The following is a 15,758-nucleotide window of genomic DNA, read 5'->3' as shown; positions in this document are numbered from 1 at the left end:
GTCCGGCCTTTTTACTGTCTGACCTTAATGTGAACCTCACGGAGCTGCTGCTCTGTAACCTCTCCAGGTGCTCCACACATAAGATCCTGTGCATTTCCATTCATTGGGAATGGGATGATCTCTCTGATATTATCCTCGTTTCTGAGAAGCATGATCATTCTGTCCACACCAGGAGCCATACCTGCATGAGGTGGTGCTCCGAACTGGAATGCATTGTAGAGTGCTCCGAACTTCTCCTTCAGATCATCCTCTGTGTATCCTGCGATCTCAAATGCCTTAACCATGATCTTCATGTCGTGGTTTCTTACGGCACCTGATGAAAGCTCGATACCGTTGCAGACGATATCGTACTGGTAAGCCAGGATATCAAGTGGATCCTTCTCATTTAACGCCTCAAGTCCGCCCTGTGGCATTGAGAACGGATTGTGAGTGAAGATGATCTTCTTGCTCTCCTTGTCGTACTCGTACATTGGGAAGTCATTTATATAGCAGAAACGGAATGCGTTCTTCTCGTTGAGATCAAGTCTATTACCAAGCTCAACTCTGATCTGTCCTGCAAATGACGCTGCAAGCTCCTCCACGTCTGCGATGAAGAAAATAGTATCTCCAGGCTGAAGGCCTGCAAGCTCTGCGATCTCACCCTTCATATCATCAGGAATGAACTTGTCGATAGGTCCCTTGTATGACATATCCTCAAGTATCTCCAGATATCCAAGGCCGCCCATGCCGATGCTCTGTGCAAACTTGAGCATCTTCTCATGCTGTCCCTTTGAAAGCTTCTTGTGTACATTGATGGCACGTACCGTCTTGCCGTGGAATGGCTTGAATGTACATCTCTGGAAGAAATCTGTAAGATCTATTATTCTAAGTGGGTTTCTGAGGTCAGGCTTATCCGTACCGAACTCAAGCATAGCCTGCTTGTAGCTGATGATCGGATATGGAGCCTGTGTAACAACTGCGCCCTCAGGTGCAAACTTCTCAAATGTTGCTGAGAGAACTTCCTCTCCAATCTTGAATACGTCCTCCTGTGTTGCAAAACTCATCTCAAAGTCGAGCTGGTAGAACTCTCCTGGTGAACGGTCTGCTCTCGCATCCTCATCTCTGAAACAAGGAGCTATCTGGAAGTATTTGTCAAATCCTGATACCATGAGGAGCTGCTTGTACTGCTGTGGTGCCTGTGGAAGTGCATAGAACTTGCCCTTGAACTTTCTTGATGGCACGATGTAATCTCTTGCGCCCTCAGGTGATGATGCGCAGAGGATAGGTGTCTGGATCTCAAGGAACCCCATCTCAGTCATCTTCTGACGAAGGTAGCTGATGACCTGGCTTCTGAAGATCATGTTGTCCTTAACCTTCTTGTTTCTGAGGTCAAGATATCTGTACTTGAGTCTCACATCCTCACGTGTCTCCTTGGATGTCTGGATCTCAAATGGAATCTGCTTGTATACCTTACCGAGTATCTCTACAGTCTTCGCCTCAAGCTCGATAGTACCTGTAGGGATCTTAGGGTTGTATGTCTCCTCATCTCTGTGTTCAATGATACCCTCGATCGATACACAGTCCTCCTTTGTTATTCCGTCAAGAAGTGATGTGTCTCTCATTACTACCTGGAGCACGCCATACATATCACGCAGATCGATAAATGATACTCCACCATGGTCACGGATATTCTCTACCCATCCGGCAACCTTAAGTGTCTGTCCCACATCGCCCTCAGTGATCTCGTTCATTGTTCTGTTACGATAAATGTTCTCGATTGTCATCTGTTCTCTCCTTTTCTTTACTATTTGCCTGTGGCTTTATGTCCACTTTGGCTTTTTCAGGATTACGCACTGGCTGTTATTTCTCTTGCAAATAGAAAAAGCTTATGTTCATCCTGAATCAGATGCACATATACATATGCAAATATTCAGGACGAACATAAGCTCTCTCAAACTACCTGTCGGTTACTTGTCTGCTTTAATGTCCGCGGTACCACCTGATTTACCGTTACACGATCTTCGTATATTCAAAGCATCGCGTCCCAGTCCCTCTCAGTCACCTTGCTCATGACCTCTCTGCGTATCGTGCAGCTACGGCTCCCCTACTCGACATAAAACACGTATCCCGCTATGGGCTATATCTTTCAGCTTGCGGCTGGTAAAGTGTTATTCACATATATTCACTCCGCCGGACTCCCACCACCACCGGCTCTCTGTGGGCGATAATCTATGCTACTTCTCTTCGTCATTGCCTTATATATGGCGTCAGCACATATCTGACGCCACATTATTATATTCTAGTGATTCAAGTTCTGTCAACTATATTTATGTATATTTCCACCATCATCCCACAATCTCTGCACCAAACGGCATGAGCGACAGTTTGGCGATCTTAAAGAACTGAAGCCCAAATGGAATTCCGACTATCGTTATGCAAAGCAGCAGCCCCAGGCAGGCATTCTCTACCGCCATAGGTATTCCGCAGCAGAGCAGCCATATGATATTCGCGATCAGCGAGCCAGCCCCGCCTCCATACACTATCTCTTTTCCAAATGGAAAGAATGCAAGTCCTGCAAACTTAAAGCACTGCATCCCAATCGGAATCCCTATTATCGTTATACAGCACAGCACCCCGCTTGCCACCCACGAAAGTCCGCTCAATATTCCGCCACATAAAAACCATATACAATTTCCAAGACATCCCATGATATCATCTCCTATCTGCACAGTGCAGCCAGCATCCTGACTGCCGCCTCATACTCACCATTATCTCTAGTCTTCCGGATCTTCTTAAGAGCCCTCTCAGCTCCCTCCACATCATAAAACAGTCTCGACCAGTAAGCCCACAGCTCCTTCATCTTGAACATCGTGTTGCCCCTGCCCACATCCGACTCACAGTAATTCCTGTAAAGTTCATCGTGGAATATGAAGAATCTGTTCCAGTCATATGTACTGTCGCCACACTCTTCTTTTATCCGCTCCGCCAGACAAGGATCAGCTATTATCCCCCTGCCTATCATAACCTTACTTATATCAGGAAAATCGCCCGTGAACCTGTCATAATCCGCCACACTGTTTATATCTCCGTTGTAGCACACTGTGTCTGGTCTTCCATATGAAGCCACACCTTCGGCAAACACTTCCATGTTTGGCGTATTCTTGTAGAAATCCGTCTGTATTCTCGGATGTATGATCAGCTCACTTATCGGATACTTCTTATATATTTCTATGATATCCTCAAACTCCACAGAACTGTCTCTTCCTATTCTGGTCTTTATAGACACATCCATCACGTCGGCGGCAAATACTTCATATAAGAAGTTGTCAAGCCTCTCCGTATCGTATATCAAACCCGAGCCTTTATACTTCGTGACAACAGTTTTTGACGGACAGCCGAGATTGATATTCACCTCGTTATATCCAAGCTCCTTCAGGAACTTTGCGGCCTTCACAAATCCCTCGCCGCTGTTGGTCAGAAGCTGCGGCACCACATTTATCCCCTGATTGTTTTCCGGCAGCACATCCCTTAGTTCCCTGTTTCTGAGAGGACGTCCTTTCGCCGGGGCAATGAACGGCATAAAGTATTTGTCAACGCCGCCGAAATATTTGTGATGTGCATTTCTGTATATGTATCCTGTTATCCCCTCCATCGGGGCAAGATATATCAAATCATCCCTGTTGTTCATCCATCATTCTCCCATTAAATCCGTAAACCCGGTATAAATATCCTGCAAACGACATCCCATACGCAAAAAATATAGAGACATCCATCACCCACATGACAAATGCCTCTACATTATAAACTATATTGTTCTATTTGAACAGATTGGTAACAAACTGTACAAAGTCAATTCCAAACGACTGGAGAAGCAGCAATGCAAGCAGTATTGGTGCCACAAACTTTACCATGACAATATAGAGCTTCTTTCTTCCAAACTTCTCGCCATTTCTTGTAACCTCGTCTATAACCGTCTTAGGCTTCACTACCCAGCCGATAAGTATACATGACAGGATAGCCATAAGCGGCATGAAGATGTTGTTACTCAGGTAATCCATCACATCGAGGATCTGGGCTGTAGCTCCATTTGGAAGCTTGAGCTCAAAGTACCATATGTTGTAACCGAAACATACGACCAACATTCCGACAACCGCATATACAGTTGTTATGACCGCACTCTTCTTTCTCGTGAGATGGAACTTATCCATAAGTCCTGACACTATCGCTTCCATGACCGATACTGAGGATGTGATCGCCGCAAATGTAACCATGATGAAGAACAGGGCTCCGATGACTGTTCCGACCTTACCCATGGCATTGAATACCTTTGGCAGAGATATGAACATAAGTCCAGGGCCCGCTGACATGCCTTCCGTTCCAGAGAACACATACACCGCAGGGACTATCATCAGACCTGCAAGGAAAGCCACTGCCGTGTCAAATATCTCTATCTGATTGATCGACTTCATAAGATTAACATCCTTCTTAACATATGAGCCATACGCAACCATGATACCCATAGCGACACTTATCGAGAAGAAGAGCTGTCCCATGGCATCCATTACAACCATGAATATATCCCTGAATGTCATTCCCTTAAAATCAGGAATCAAATATACCTTCAGTCCATCAATTCCTGTTCTGATCGTACCATCATCACCGGTATGCTTGATCGTCAGTGAATAGATTGAAATTCCAATTATAAGAAGTACCAATATCGGCATGAGCACCTTGCTAAACTTCTCTATTCCCTTTTCAACACCACAGAATACGACAACGCCTGTGGCCGTAAGGAATATAAGTGCAAATACTATAGGCGCAGTCTGGGCTGTTATAAAACCGGTGAAATAACCGTCACCAGTGGCAGCCTCTGTCTGACCTGTAAAATATGCTGTCATATACTTCAGGACCCATCCTCCGATAGTACAGTAATATGGAAGGATTATGACCGGTACGATCCATGCCAGACCGCCAAGCCATTTCCACTTCTTATGTATAAGACCATAAGCTGTGAGCGGTCCCTGCCGAGTCTTTCTTCCTATTGCAATATCTGTTGTGAGCAGTGTGAATCCAAATGTAAGTGCAAGTATTATATACACAAGTATAAACACGCCTCCGTTGTCCTTTGCCGCAAGATATGGGAACCTCCATATATTTCCAAGTCCTACCGCACTTCCCGCTGCTGCCATAACAAAGCCCAGCGTCCCCGTAAAATTACTTCTTTCCTTCTTATTCATAATCGCCCTTTCTGTTTTTGCTTTTATTTTTTGCTATCCAGTCCCCTGTCTGGACAGTTACTTTTCATTTTTGCCTTCAGTTTTGCCGATGCCGCAAAGTATGCGCGACATCTCGCAGGATAATTTCGGAATGCGCCATATATATTGTATAAATAAAATCCATACGTCAGGAATTTACCGGCAGGTCCTATCTTGTCCTTCAAGGTCTTCGGGTATCTCTTTCCGCCAACCTCGGGATGATTGCCGTCATTTATATAATTTATCAGATCATCCTCCGAATGTATATAATCCGGAAGATATGTACCTGCAAGTCCGACACAGTTCTCCTTATGGGCATCGCTTCCACCAAAAACAGGTATATCATAGTATGACGCAAGCCTTCTGGCCATCTTATTCCTCTTGGCTGATTCACAGCAATTATATCCCTCTATGAAGTCAAAATGCTGTGCATATAGTCTGTGCTCTATCATGCCAAGCCTTCTCGTGCTGCCAAAGCTCATGAACTTCTCGCCAAATGGATGAGCTGGGCCAAGTATACCGCCGCACTCGTGCACAAGCCATATCACCCTGATAAGCGCCATGCCCCTATGTTCAAACAGGTCGTACACCTCCTCAGGTGTATCTGATGGCAGTACGATGAGGAAATGTCCATAGTCAAACGTATCATACTCGATACCTCTGAGCACAGAGAAATCCTTCACCTTATCTTTCTGCCTTAAGTAGGCTTTGTATCCGGAATATGAATCATGGTCTGTGACCAGCATTCCGTGAAAACCACGCTGCTTTAACAGATCAATATAATCAAGAATCTTTACTTTGGCATCGGGTGATCCCTCAGCCGTATGACAATGCATGTCAAATCTTACTCTGTTCATGTGACCATCTCCTCTGATTATCCATCATGACATACAATCTAATACTCTGCTCCGTTTCCAAGCCATGTTATCTGTGAAAATGGGAAATACACAAATTCTGCTTTGGCAAGTATTTTGTCACGCTTCACATAGGTATTCTCCCAAAGTCTGGCATCCGCTGAGTTTGGTCTGTTGTCTCCCAGCATAAAGTAACAGTCCTCAGGAACCTGATACGGTCCAAACGATCTTACGTCAGTCCTTGCCTCATCACTCAGATAATCCTCCTTGAGCGGAGTATCACTTCCATTTATATATACCTTACCATCTATGATCTCCACGGTCTCACCCGGCAGTCCTATGATTCTCTTGATATATACCTGGGACTCATCGTCCGGCCACTTGAATATGGCTATATCGCCACGCTCAGGATCAGAGAACTTATATGTAAGCCTGCTTCCTATTATATTGTCTCCAAGCTGTATTGTCTCAAGCATGGAACCAGTAGGTACATTACAGTTTAATATCACAAATCGTCCCAGCAGAAATGCCAGTACGGCGGCCACAACTACTATCACTATACAATCAATCACATCCTGCTTATAATCACGTTTTATATCTCTGCGCCTTATCCTCATCTGATGCCAGACGACACCGCCATGCTCAGATTCACTCACGCCCTCATCCACAAAACCAAATTGTTCGTAGAATGGGATCATGTTCTCTTTACATGTGAGGACGACTCCGTCGAGTTTACATTTGACCGTCTCCTGAAGAACCTCATGCATTATCTTCGCCGCATATCCATTGTGCTGATAGTCCGGCAGAGTTGACACGCCGAATATCATAAGCCAGCGACCCTTCTTGTCGTAGAAGTCCTCGCCCGTATACATGGCATCGCTCAAATCCTTCTCATTAGTAGTAATGCCATTTATACCTGCTATTATTCGTCCGTCCTTCTTGAGCACCCAGAAGGTTTCTCTGTGTGCCTTCAGTCTTCGCTCTATAGACTCCCGGCTTGCTGCCTCAGCCTCAGGAAATGTCTCCTGCTCAAGCATCACAAGCTGGTCAAGATCTTTTTTACCTGGATTGTTTACCTTCATAAATATCCAAACACCTCTTTTCTAAGACACCTATTCTCCATTATCTCACATAACAGAACGGTGTCAAGAAAAAAGGATGCATATCTGACAGATATGCATCCTCTTATCTGAAATCATCTATGCAAATTTCTATTACTCTACACTGTAGTTAGGAGCTTCCTTTGTGATATGGATATCATGTGGATGGCTCTCCTTGAGTGAAGCTGCTGAAATCTTGACGAACTCTGCCTTCTCATGAAGCTCTGCAATGTTCTTTGCTCCGCAGTAACCCATACCTGAACGAAGTCCACCGATGAGCTGGAATACTGTATCCTCAAGTGATCCCTTGTATGCCACACGGCCCTCAACGCCCTCTGGGACAAGCTTTCTTGCGTTCTCCTGGAAGTATCTGTCCTTAGAACCATTCTCCATGGCTGCTATAGATCCCATACCTCTGTATACCTTGTACTTACGTCCCTGATAAAGCTCGAAATCACCAGGAGCCTCATCTGTACCTGCGAACAGACTTCCCATCATACATACGTTGGCACCTGCTGCCAGAGCCTTTGTGATATCTCCTGAATACTTGATACCGCCATCTGCGATAACAGGGATTCCGGCATTCATAGCTGCATCATATGCCTGCATGATAGCTGTGATCTGTGGTACACCGATACCTGCAACAACTCTTGTTGTACAGATAGAACCAGGTCCGATACCGATCTTGACTGCATCTACACCCATGTCGATCATAGCCTGTGCGCCTGATCTTGTTGCAACGTTACCGGCAATAACCTGAAGGTCAGGATACTTCTCCTTAACCATCTTGAAGGTTCTCAGAACGTTGGCTGAATGTCCATGTGCTGTATCTATAACTATCGCATCAACCTTTGCTGATACGAGCTCTGCAACTCTGTCGAGGATGTTGGCTGTACATCCTACTGCTGCTGCACAGAGAAGTCTGCCCTGTGCGTCATGTGCTGAATATGGGTACTTGATCTGCTTCTCAATATCCTTGATCGTGATGAGTCCCTTCAGATGGAAATCGTCATCAACGATAGGAAGCTTCTCCTTACGAGCCTTTCCAAGGATCTCTCTAGCCTCGTCAAGTGTGATTCCTTCCTTTGCTGTAACAAGACCCTCAGATGTCATTGACTCCTTGATCTTCTTGGTGTAGTCCTTCTCAAACTTCAGGTCACGGTTGGTTATGATTCCAACAAGCTTGCCATCCTCTGTGATAGGTACACCTGAGATTCTGAACTTGCTCATAAGCTCGTCAGCATCTGCCAGTGTATGCTCTGGAGATAAGTAAAATGGATCTGATATTACACCGTTCTCTGAACGCTTTACCTTGTCAACTTCCTCTGCCTGCTTCTCTATGGACATGTTCTTGTGGATAACTCCGATACCACCCTGACGAGCCATGGCAATAGCCATTCTGTGCTCTGTAACTGTGTCCATACCGGCACTCATAAGAGGAATGTTCAACTTAATCTTCTGTGTCAGCTTTGTTGTAAGGTCAACGTCATTTGGTAATACCTCAGAATAAGCAGGTACCAATAAAACGTCATCAAATGTAATTCCTTCGCCAATAATCTTACCCATTTTCTTCTCTCTCTTTCTGTAAAATATTTAATAAGAGCATTGTGCTCATTATGTACGTCAATTAGCCTTAATAGAGAAAACACATCACCCAACACTTATCGCGTTGGGTGATGTAACTTTTTAAACATGCTAACAAATTATATAGTTCTTGTCAAGGCAGTTCTTCCGTCTCCGTGGTCACATTTGTCTCTGTGTCCTCCGGATCTTCAGGATCTCCCTTATATACATAAGTGTCTTCCACTCCGAAATCTATACTGTCGTCTCCGACCTGCGCCACGGATATCTCCTTGCCCGCCTCAAACGAGTCCTCATATGGAAGAAACAGCGTATCTCTGTCTATATAGATAGTCTCCTTCAAAAAGGCATCATCTATCCACACAAATGTACATTCATTGAAGTTGCTTCCGTGGATATAATATCCATTCATAGGCTGTGGCTCCTCAGCACTCTCACCGTCCCCGGAACCATCATTTGCCGTGAAATCCGCTTCTTCATCAACCGGTGGCACATACACGCCCTTTGTGATCTCCGAGATTCTGATCTTGCTTATGCCGTATTTCATATTCGTCGGCTCATATGGCCATCCATCAGGATACATGTATCTCTGTCCATAAAGCATATCATACTCAATGTTCTCGAGATCATCATCATAGTTTGTATAGCCCGGCTTGTACTTTGACTGGAACTTCTGCACATAGCTCTTCTCAAATCCCAGCATATCAAACACCTTTGTGCTGAGCTGATATGCCTCTATATCCTCATCCTCAACCGGGAAGTTCTTCATATTGCTCCAGACAAAATACTCTGTCTGGTAAAGGTCTCCGTTGGTTATATCGTCCTCTGTGATCTCAAATCCAGGAAGATGGTCTCCATACATAACGAGAACGACCGGCTCATCGTACGCCTTAAGTCTGTCTATAAGCTTGCCAATGAAATCGTCCATCTCGTGGAGCTGGTTACAGTAATATGTCCACTGTGTATCAAGGCTCTCATCGCCTGTTCCGGCAACCTTTATAGGGTAACTGTAATTCTCCTCGTCAAGCTCTGATGGGTATCTTCCATGTCCCTGTACGCTGACGGTGAATATGAAATCCCGTCCATTGGTGGAGTACAGAGTCTTCATGATCTCACCAGTAAGGACATTGTCCTTCTCCCAGTTCTTCTGAGTATGCTCCAGATTGTACATATACTCCATCGGGGTAAATGTATCAAATCCCATGTTTTTATACACCTTGTATCTGTCATAGAATGTACCATCATGATTGTGCATGGCATGTGTTGAATAACCATCAAGCTTCAGCTGTGTCGCCATGCTCTCTATGGTCTGCTTGCCAAGTATGGTCTTATATGGATACTCACCTGCACCGAAATATGCCACGTTAAATCCCGTGAGCACCTCAAATTCCGAGTTGGCTGTACCTGCACCGATCGCCGGCATCGTCAGGAATCCTGATGTACATTCCTCCTTCAGCTTTGTGAAATTCGGAATAGGATTCTCATTGAACGTGAGGCATTTTACATATGACGGATCCATGAATGACTCAAGCTGTACAAATATAACGTTTGGCTTGTCCTTGCCAAGCTTTGAATCCGTTGTGCCAACACTGTCCAAATCGTCCTTTATCTCAAGCATCTTATCCTCGCTGTAATCACTCGGCTGTCCTATACCTACATCGACCACACTGTTTGAGAAACAGTATACAAATCCATAATTGTTGTATGCCGTTGCAAGGTTTGCAAAATTATCTGATATAGTCTGTGCATTGAGCGCGATCTTGGTGAAGAGCATTACACAGAAGAATGTCGCAACTATAAACACAGTCGTTCTCGTTCTATATATATTGCCCGTAACCGTCGGCGATTTTATGAACAGAACTATGATGGCTGCCAGCGCAACGAACAGAAGCGCAGCTATGAGCACGATCTGCCATACATTAAAATATTTGTCTATGATAGTTATCGTATTCCTCGCCATAAGCATATCGATAGCTGAAAATGGCGTTATTCTGAATCCCAGAACTATGCAGTTCGTGATTCCAAGTATCAGCCATGCAAACGATATAACGCAGTATCCGAATATTCTCTTTCTCATGAGCAGCGAAAGTGTCAGCGTAAAGAAAATGATCGAACAGTTATACAGGAATATGAGCGGCTGATTCCACACATACGATATCGCCTTAAACAGCGAATGTCTTCCAAGAGCTTCCAGAACAACGTCCAGAACAATTGCAAGAACCAGACAGATAAAAACTGCTGAATGATGAAAATTCTTAAGTCTCTCTTTCATAATTTAATCATTACCTCGTAAAAATTATACTTTTTCTGATATTCAACGATTGTGATTGATTATATCACTACATGTCATTTATTCAATAGTAAAAATGTTTAAATTTTATTACCAATCGCTTCTGAGGGCAAAAAAAAATCAGGATTGAATCCTGAGTGTGAATTAATATAAAAGAGCGCGAGACGGGAATCGAACCCGCGACCCTCTCCTTGGCAAGGAGATGCTCCACCGCTGAGCCACTCGCGCTTATCTGTTGTGCTACCAACAACAATATGGATAATATCACACCGCCAGCAAACTGTCAACAACTTTTTTAAAATTTTAGCAACATGGAAATTATCCAGAGCGCGAGACGGGAATCGAACCCGCGACCCTCTCCTTGGCAAGGAGATGCTCCACCGCTGAGCCACTCGCGCTTATCTGTTGTGTTTTCAACAACAATATGGATAATACCACATCTTATTCGAATTGCCAACAATTTTTTGAAAATTTTTTACAATTTTTTATTCAAGACTTTATCCTATACCGGTTACTGAGTATCCACACCTCTCTACACAGCTCTTAAGCTCATCATCAGATACTTCTCTTCCGAGCTTAACGACAGCCTGCTTCTTCTTGAGGTCGACTTTTGCGTTCACCTGGCTCAGACTGTTCAATGCATTCTGTACACGATCTGAACAGTTGCTGCAGTGCATTCCCTCTATGTAAATAGTCTTCACGGCGACAACATCCTTTATCTTGTCACCCTTGACCTTGACGGAACCACCGCCGCCACAGCAGCCTCCTTCTCCTTTAAAGTGCTTTGCAGAACTGATAACTGCACCCACTACTATAAGCACCAGTATGCACACTACCAATATTGTTCCACCCATTGTAGATCATCTCCTTCGTTATTAACAACATGAGCCACAGCCACAAGGCTTTACATTGACACCTGTCACCATCTGATTCTCAATATATCCGCCAGCCATAAGTCCTGCACGGATTATCCTGTTCCACTCTTTGGCCGAAAGCTCAATGCTGGATGAATCATCAAGCTCAATGACACAGGCATCCTCTATACCACAGTTGGCACCACAGGCAACCTTATACATGTTTTTACGGTTGATGGCTCCTATATCCTCCAGTGTATTCACCATTCTGTACACTGTAGCCGAGCCTATACGACTGTCCTGCTTGACCGCCTTATAATAAATCTCCTTGCAGGAAGAACACTCTTCCCCGAGTATTATGTCAAGGAGTATCATTCTCTGTCTGGTTATCCTGCATCCCCTTTCCCTGAGTCTGCTGATAACGATCTCTTTCTGCATCTCTGTACGCTGGATACCTGTATCATCTATACTCTTCTTGTCCGTCTCTAATCTTTCGTTAGTCATCATACACGCCTCCTTCTGATTGTTGATAATATTATCATCAAGGTTAGTATGCCCTAACTCAAATTAGTTGTCAATAACTTTTTTCAATAAATCATGTTAATTTAATTTTATAAAGTACCATTATCTGTAAATATTATGGCCGCTTTGAACAGATCTCCGTCTATGCTTATAGTAAATCTGGCATTCATCAGAGTACACAGACTGTTCGCTATAGATAATCCCAGTCCGCTTCCCTCCGTATTTCTGGAGCTGTCTCCACGGACAAATCTCTCCATGAGCTCATCACTGGACACATTGAGCGGATCTCTGGATATATTCTTAAACTCCATCCTTACCTCGCCATCTCCGCGGATAACCGATGCGTAGACTCTCGTTCCCGGCATCGCATATTTGCTTATATTTGCAAGGAGATTGTCGAATACTCTCCACAGATGCTGTCCATCTGCCATAACCACCGCAGGTGTATCCGATCCCGTAAATACGACCTTAAGCCCTGCCTTGTCCAGTTTGTCTCCATACTCTCCTATTGCCTGTTCCAGAAGCATATTTGCATCTATCTCTGCCCAGTTTATCTGGATATTGCCGGTGGATGCCTTGGATGCCTCGACCAGATCCTCTATGAGTTTTTTCAGTCTCGCGGACTGCCTTGAGAGAACTTCTATATATTCCTGTCTTGTCTTCTCATCCATATCGCCCTTCTGCAGCAGATCAACATAGTTGATTATGGATGTAAGCGGGGTCTTTATATCGTGGGATACATTTGTTATGAGTTCTGTCTTCAAATGCTCGCTCTTTATTCTGGCCTCAACAGCCTTTGACATGCCGTCTCTTATCTGGTTGAGGTGTTCACCATGTGCGCGGAATACCCAGAACATTTTGCTTGTGTCCGCTTTCCTGTCCAGATTGCCCTCCGCCATCTCCTTTGCGCACTTATATAACTCTTGTGTCTGTATGAGATATGCCACTATTCCGACTATGCACAGCCATTTTAAAATGATATAAATCACCACCCAAAGAAGGCCTCTCATGCTGCCTGCTGCCAGGATTGCCACAAAAATTATCTCTACTATAGTTATACCTATATAAGCCCATACGCCCTTCTGCGTCAGGGACATATGACTTTTCACATACCTGAAACAAGCTTTCGTCTTTCTTGCTATCCACTTCAGTGCGCGGATTATCAGGCAGTCTGCCCAAAATGTTCCCGCCTTCACCTTCGCAACCATATTGTTAAAGAAAAACAACGCCACAGAATATAGACATGCCACCGGCACCAGAAACGCAATGTACTGTATATTTTCTGATACAAATGTGTAGTTCCTATACTGGTTCACACATATGGATGCAATACCGCTTTCAACGCAGATCCCTACTGCTGCAGCAGCAGAGCATACTGCCATAGCCAGCACAAGCTCAGTCGGAGTCCTCTCAAATCTGCCGAGAGTTATCGTCTCCTTCCCTGTCTTTACGCCGGCGTTGACCATTGAAAATATTGACATGACGATGCACAGCAGCAACATGACTGCAAATCCTGCCAGTATCCCCTTGCTCTTCGTCCTCCATATTCCAATGTATTGAACCATTTCCGGATTTGACGCTTTGATGTTGTCTACAGCAGCCGCCACGTCCACATAGCACTTTCCCGTGATATTTATAAATGAATATGCATCATAGCTTAGCACAAGACAACAGCCATTCCCAGATGAACTGCCAATCTCGTCTGTGTCGTCAAAATACAGTTTTTCAACTGAACTCGGGTAATAATCGCCATACATGATATCCTGTGTGGTGATAGACTTGCCATCCGCTGTCAATACAGAATCTGTATCATTCTCCACAGTATCATTTTCTTCATTATACGTGTATTCGTCATAATATGGATCGTTCTCCCCCAGCAGGGCATTGATATACTGCTCACCCTGTTCCATATCACCTAGATTGTTAAACACAATATATCTTTTAACAGGCACTTCTATCGTGCTGTCATAATCGTTCGTATATATATTGTCGTCCAGTCGGGCTTCGTCATTTATCAGCTTTATATTTCCGGTCGTTACTTTTATCTTTCCAGTATTTGCATTTGCATCATCACTGCAGGCTGCCGTCAGCATATAGCCGATATCGCCTCGTTCAACTATATCCGCATACCGGTATGACGACTTGATCGCAGATGTTGTATCCGCGTTGGTCAATCTCCGGAAAACATCAGCCGCGGTTATAACCTTATCTCCGTTATGATCGGCGCTCACGAGCTGACTGTATGTTGTAATGCTTTCCAGCTGCGACCTTGTATCCTGGATGTAAGCATTCACCTTTTCGGTAAGCGCATAATTTGTGTCCTCCACATAATCATTTACAAGCCTCTCATACGGCGTCGCGCCCTGATCATCATCACTGTACACTCCAAGGTAGCTTCCCTGCAGCACCAGACCGCCTGTATACAGCGTTCCATATGCCAGCACCGCCACAAGAATATATATTCCAAGTTTAAAGAACACATTTCCTCGTATCTTATAAATCGCCTTATCCACTATTGTACCTCCATTTTATAACCTCTTCCCCAGATAACCTTTATATATCTTGGGTCTGAAGGATTTATCTCTATCTTTTCTCTAAGATGTCTTATGTGTACTGCAACAGATCCTTCCGCTCCCATAGGATCCTCCTTCCACACTGCCCTGTATATTTCTTTTGTAGAAAATACCTTTCCCACATTCTGCATAAGAAGTTTTAGGATGTCATACTCCGTTGGGGTGAGGGGCATAACTTCTCCATCAAGTGTGACCTGTTTGGATTTGTCGTCAAGCTCTATTCCTCCGATAACCAGCTTATCTTTTGGTGTCTCTCCGCCTCCCAGCTGCATGTAACGCCTGAGCTGGGACTTTACCCTTGCCAGAAGTTCCACCGGATTGAATGGTTTTGTCACATAGTCATCTGCGCCGACCTCAAGTCCCAGCACCTTGTCGGTATCCTCACTCTTTGCCGTAAGCATGATAACCGGCACATTGCTGCTCTCTCTTATCTTTGCCATGGCTGTTATACCGTCCATCTGAGGCATCATGACGTCCATGAGTACAAGCTGTATGTCATTAGAATTTACCATATCAACTGCCTCCATACCATTGTAAGCTTTATACACCGAATACCCGGCTGTCTTAAGATATATCTCTATAGCTGATACTATATCTTTTTCATCGTCACATATTAATATATTGTACATTTTTCATATCCTCACCTTTTTCGTATTTATCCTTAGCTTACCACAATCACCTCCTGTTCTCAATTATCGCCATACTGCCATTAAGAAACAACCATTATAAAGTTTAAGATATCTTTAAGAC

General features: G+C 44.3%; 12 protein-coding genes and 2 tRNA genes. All 14 read right to left on the bottom strand.

All coding sequences use genetic code 11. The features are described 5' to 3' along the window. Window positions 1–11 precede the first annotated feature (11 nt). On the bottom strand, window positions 12–1,763 hold the full coding sequence (aspS, locus tag OCV54_RS07335) for an aspartate--tRNA ligase (protein ID WP_022215887.1): 1,752 nt from the start codon (window positions 1,761–1,763) through the stop codon (window positions 12–14). Between the two features lie 561 nt (window positions 1,764–2,324). Next, window positions 2,325–2,687 carry a YccF domain-containing protein gene (locus OCV54_RS07330; RefSeq protein WP_015533938.1) on the bottom strand — a complete coding sequence of 121 codons (363 nt, stop codon included), beginning with the start codon at window positions 2,685–2,687 and terminating at the stop codon, window positions 2,325–2,327. A gap of 11 nt (window positions 2,688–2,698) precedes the next feature. After that, a complete protein-coding gene (locus tag OCV54_RS07325) occupies window positions 2,699–3,667 on the bottom strand; it encodes a tRNA dihydrouridine synthase (RefSeq protein WP_055146980.1) in 969 nt (322 codons plus the stop codon). A 127-nt stretch (window positions 3,668–3,794) separates the two neighbouring features. Further along, window positions 3,795–5,216 carry a sodium-dependent transporter gene (locus tag OCV54_RS07320; RefSeq protein WP_055223277.1) on the bottom strand — a complete coding sequence of 474 codons (1,422 nt, stop codon included), beginning with the start codon at window positions 5,214–5,216 and terminating at the stop codon, window positions 3,795–3,797. A gap of 23 nt (window positions 5,217–5,239) precedes the next feature. Beyond that, a complete protein-coding gene (locus OCV54_RS07315) occupies window positions 5,240–6,091 on the bottom strand; it encodes a PHP-associated domain-containing protein (protein WP_015533940.1) in 852 nt (283 codons plus the stop codon). Window positions 6,092–6,129: 38 nt separating this feature from the next. Further along, window positions 6,130–7,170 carry a signal peptidase I gene (gene lepB, locus OCV54_RS07310; protein WP_015533941.1) on the bottom strand — a complete coding sequence of 347 codons (1,041 nt, stop codon included), beginning with the start codon at window positions 7,168–7,170 and terminating at the stop codon, window positions 6,130–6,132. A gap of 132 nt (window positions 7,171–7,302) precedes the next feature. Next, window positions 7,303–8,754, bottom strand: a complete 1,452-nt coding sequence (gene guaB, locus OCV54_RS07305; protein ID WP_015533942.1) for an IMP dehydrogenase — start codon at window positions 8,752–8,754, stop codon at window positions 7,303–7,305. A 151-nt stretch (window positions 8,755–8,905) separates the two neighbouring features. Continuing rightward, on the bottom strand, window positions 8,906–11,041 hold the full coding sequence (locus tag OCV54_RS07300) for an LTA synthase family protein (RefSeq protein ID WP_055223275.1): 2,136 nt from the start codon (window positions 11,039–11,041) through the stop codon (window positions 8,906–8,908). A 174-nt stretch (window positions 11,042–11,215) separates the two neighbouring features. Further along, window positions 11,216–11,287 (bottom strand) — tRNA-Gly (locus tag OCV54_RS07295). A gap of 98 nt (window positions 11,288–11,385) precedes the next feature. Beyond that, window positions 11,386–11,457, bottom strand: a tRNA-Gly gene (locus OCV54_RS07290). Window positions 11,458–11,556: 99 nt separating this feature from the next. After that, window positions 11,557–11,913, bottom strand: coding sequence for a heavy-metal-associated domain-containing protein (locus OCV54_RS07285; protein ID WP_015533943.1), 357 nt, complete (start codon window positions 11,911–11,913; stop codon window positions 11,557–11,559). Between the two features lie 21 nt (window positions 11,914–11,934). Continuing rightward, window positions 11,935–12,417, bottom strand: coding sequence for a transcriptional repressor (locus tag OCV54_RS07280; RefSeq protein ID WP_015533944.1), 483 nt, complete (start codon window positions 12,415–12,417; stop codon window positions 11,935–11,937). 107 nt (window positions 12,418–12,524) lie between these two features. Beyond that, window positions 12,525–14,948 (bottom strand): sensor histidine kinase, encoded by a 2,424-nt coding sequence (locus OCV54_RS07275; RefSeq protein WP_055223273.1) that lies wholly within the window; start codon window positions 14,946–14,948, stop codon window positions 12,525–12,527. After that, window positions 14,948–15,637, bottom strand: a complete 690-nt coding sequence (locus OCV54_RS07270) for a response regulator transcription factor (RefSeq protein WP_022215879.1) — start codon at window positions 15,635–15,637, stop codon at window positions 14,948–14,950. The genes OCV54_RS07275 and OCV54_RS07270 overlap by 1 nt, the downstream gene beginning before the upstream one ends. Between the last annotated feature and the right edge of the window lie 121 nt (window positions 15,638–15,758).

The sequence above is a fragment of the Coprococcus aceti genome (genome assembly GCF_025567285.1).
Taxonomy (GTDB): domain Bacteria; phylum Bacillota; class Clostridia; order Lachnospirales; family Lachnospiraceae; genus Coprococcus; species Coprococcus aceti.
The sequence above is the reverse complement of the archived record's forward strand: the minus strand, read 5'-3'. Positions and strand labels throughout refer to the sequence as shown.

Coding starts and splice junctions, on each gene's coding strand:
- aspS (WP_022215887.1), bottom strand. CDS start 1,763: ATGACAATCGAGAACATTTATCGTAACAGAACAATGAACGAGATCACT.
- OCV54_RS07330 (WP_015533938.1), bottom strand. CDS start 2,687: ATGGGATGTCTTGGAAATTGTATATGGTTTTTATGTGGCGGAATATTG.
- OCV54_RS07325 (WP_055146980.1), bottom strand. CDS start 3,667: ATGAACAACAGGGATGATTTGATATATCTTGCCCCGATGGAGGGGATA.
- OCV54_RS07320 (WP_055223277.1), bottom strand. CDS start 5,216: ATGAATAAGAAGGAAAGAAGTAATTTTACGGGGACGCTGGGCTTTGTT.
- OCV54_RS07315 (WP_015533940.1), bottom strand. CDS start 6,091: ATGAACAGAGTAAGATTTGACATGCATTGTCATACGGCTGAGGGATCA.
- lepB (WP_015533941.1), bottom strand. CDS start 7,170: ATGAAGGTAAACAATCCAGGTAAAAAAGATCTTGACCAGCTTGTGATG.
- guaB (WP_015533942.1), bottom strand. CDS start 8,754: ATGGGTAAGATTATTGGCGAAGGAATTACATTTGATGACGTTTTATTG.
- OCV54_RS07300 (WP_055223275.1), bottom strand. CDS start 11,041: ATGAAAGAGAGACTTAAGAATTTTCATCATTCAGCAGTTTTTATCTGT.
- OCV54_RS07285 (WP_015533943.1), bottom strand. CDS start 11,913: ATGGGTGGAACAATATTGGTAGTGTGCATACTGGTGCTTATAGTAGTG.
- OCV54_RS07280 (WP_015533944.1), bottom strand. CDS start 12,417: ATGACTAACGAAAGATTAGAGACGGACAAGAAGAGTATAGATGATACA.
- OCV54_RS07270 (WP_022215879.1), bottom strand. CDS start 15,637: ATGTACAATATATTAATATGTGACGATGAAAAAGATATAGTATCAGCT.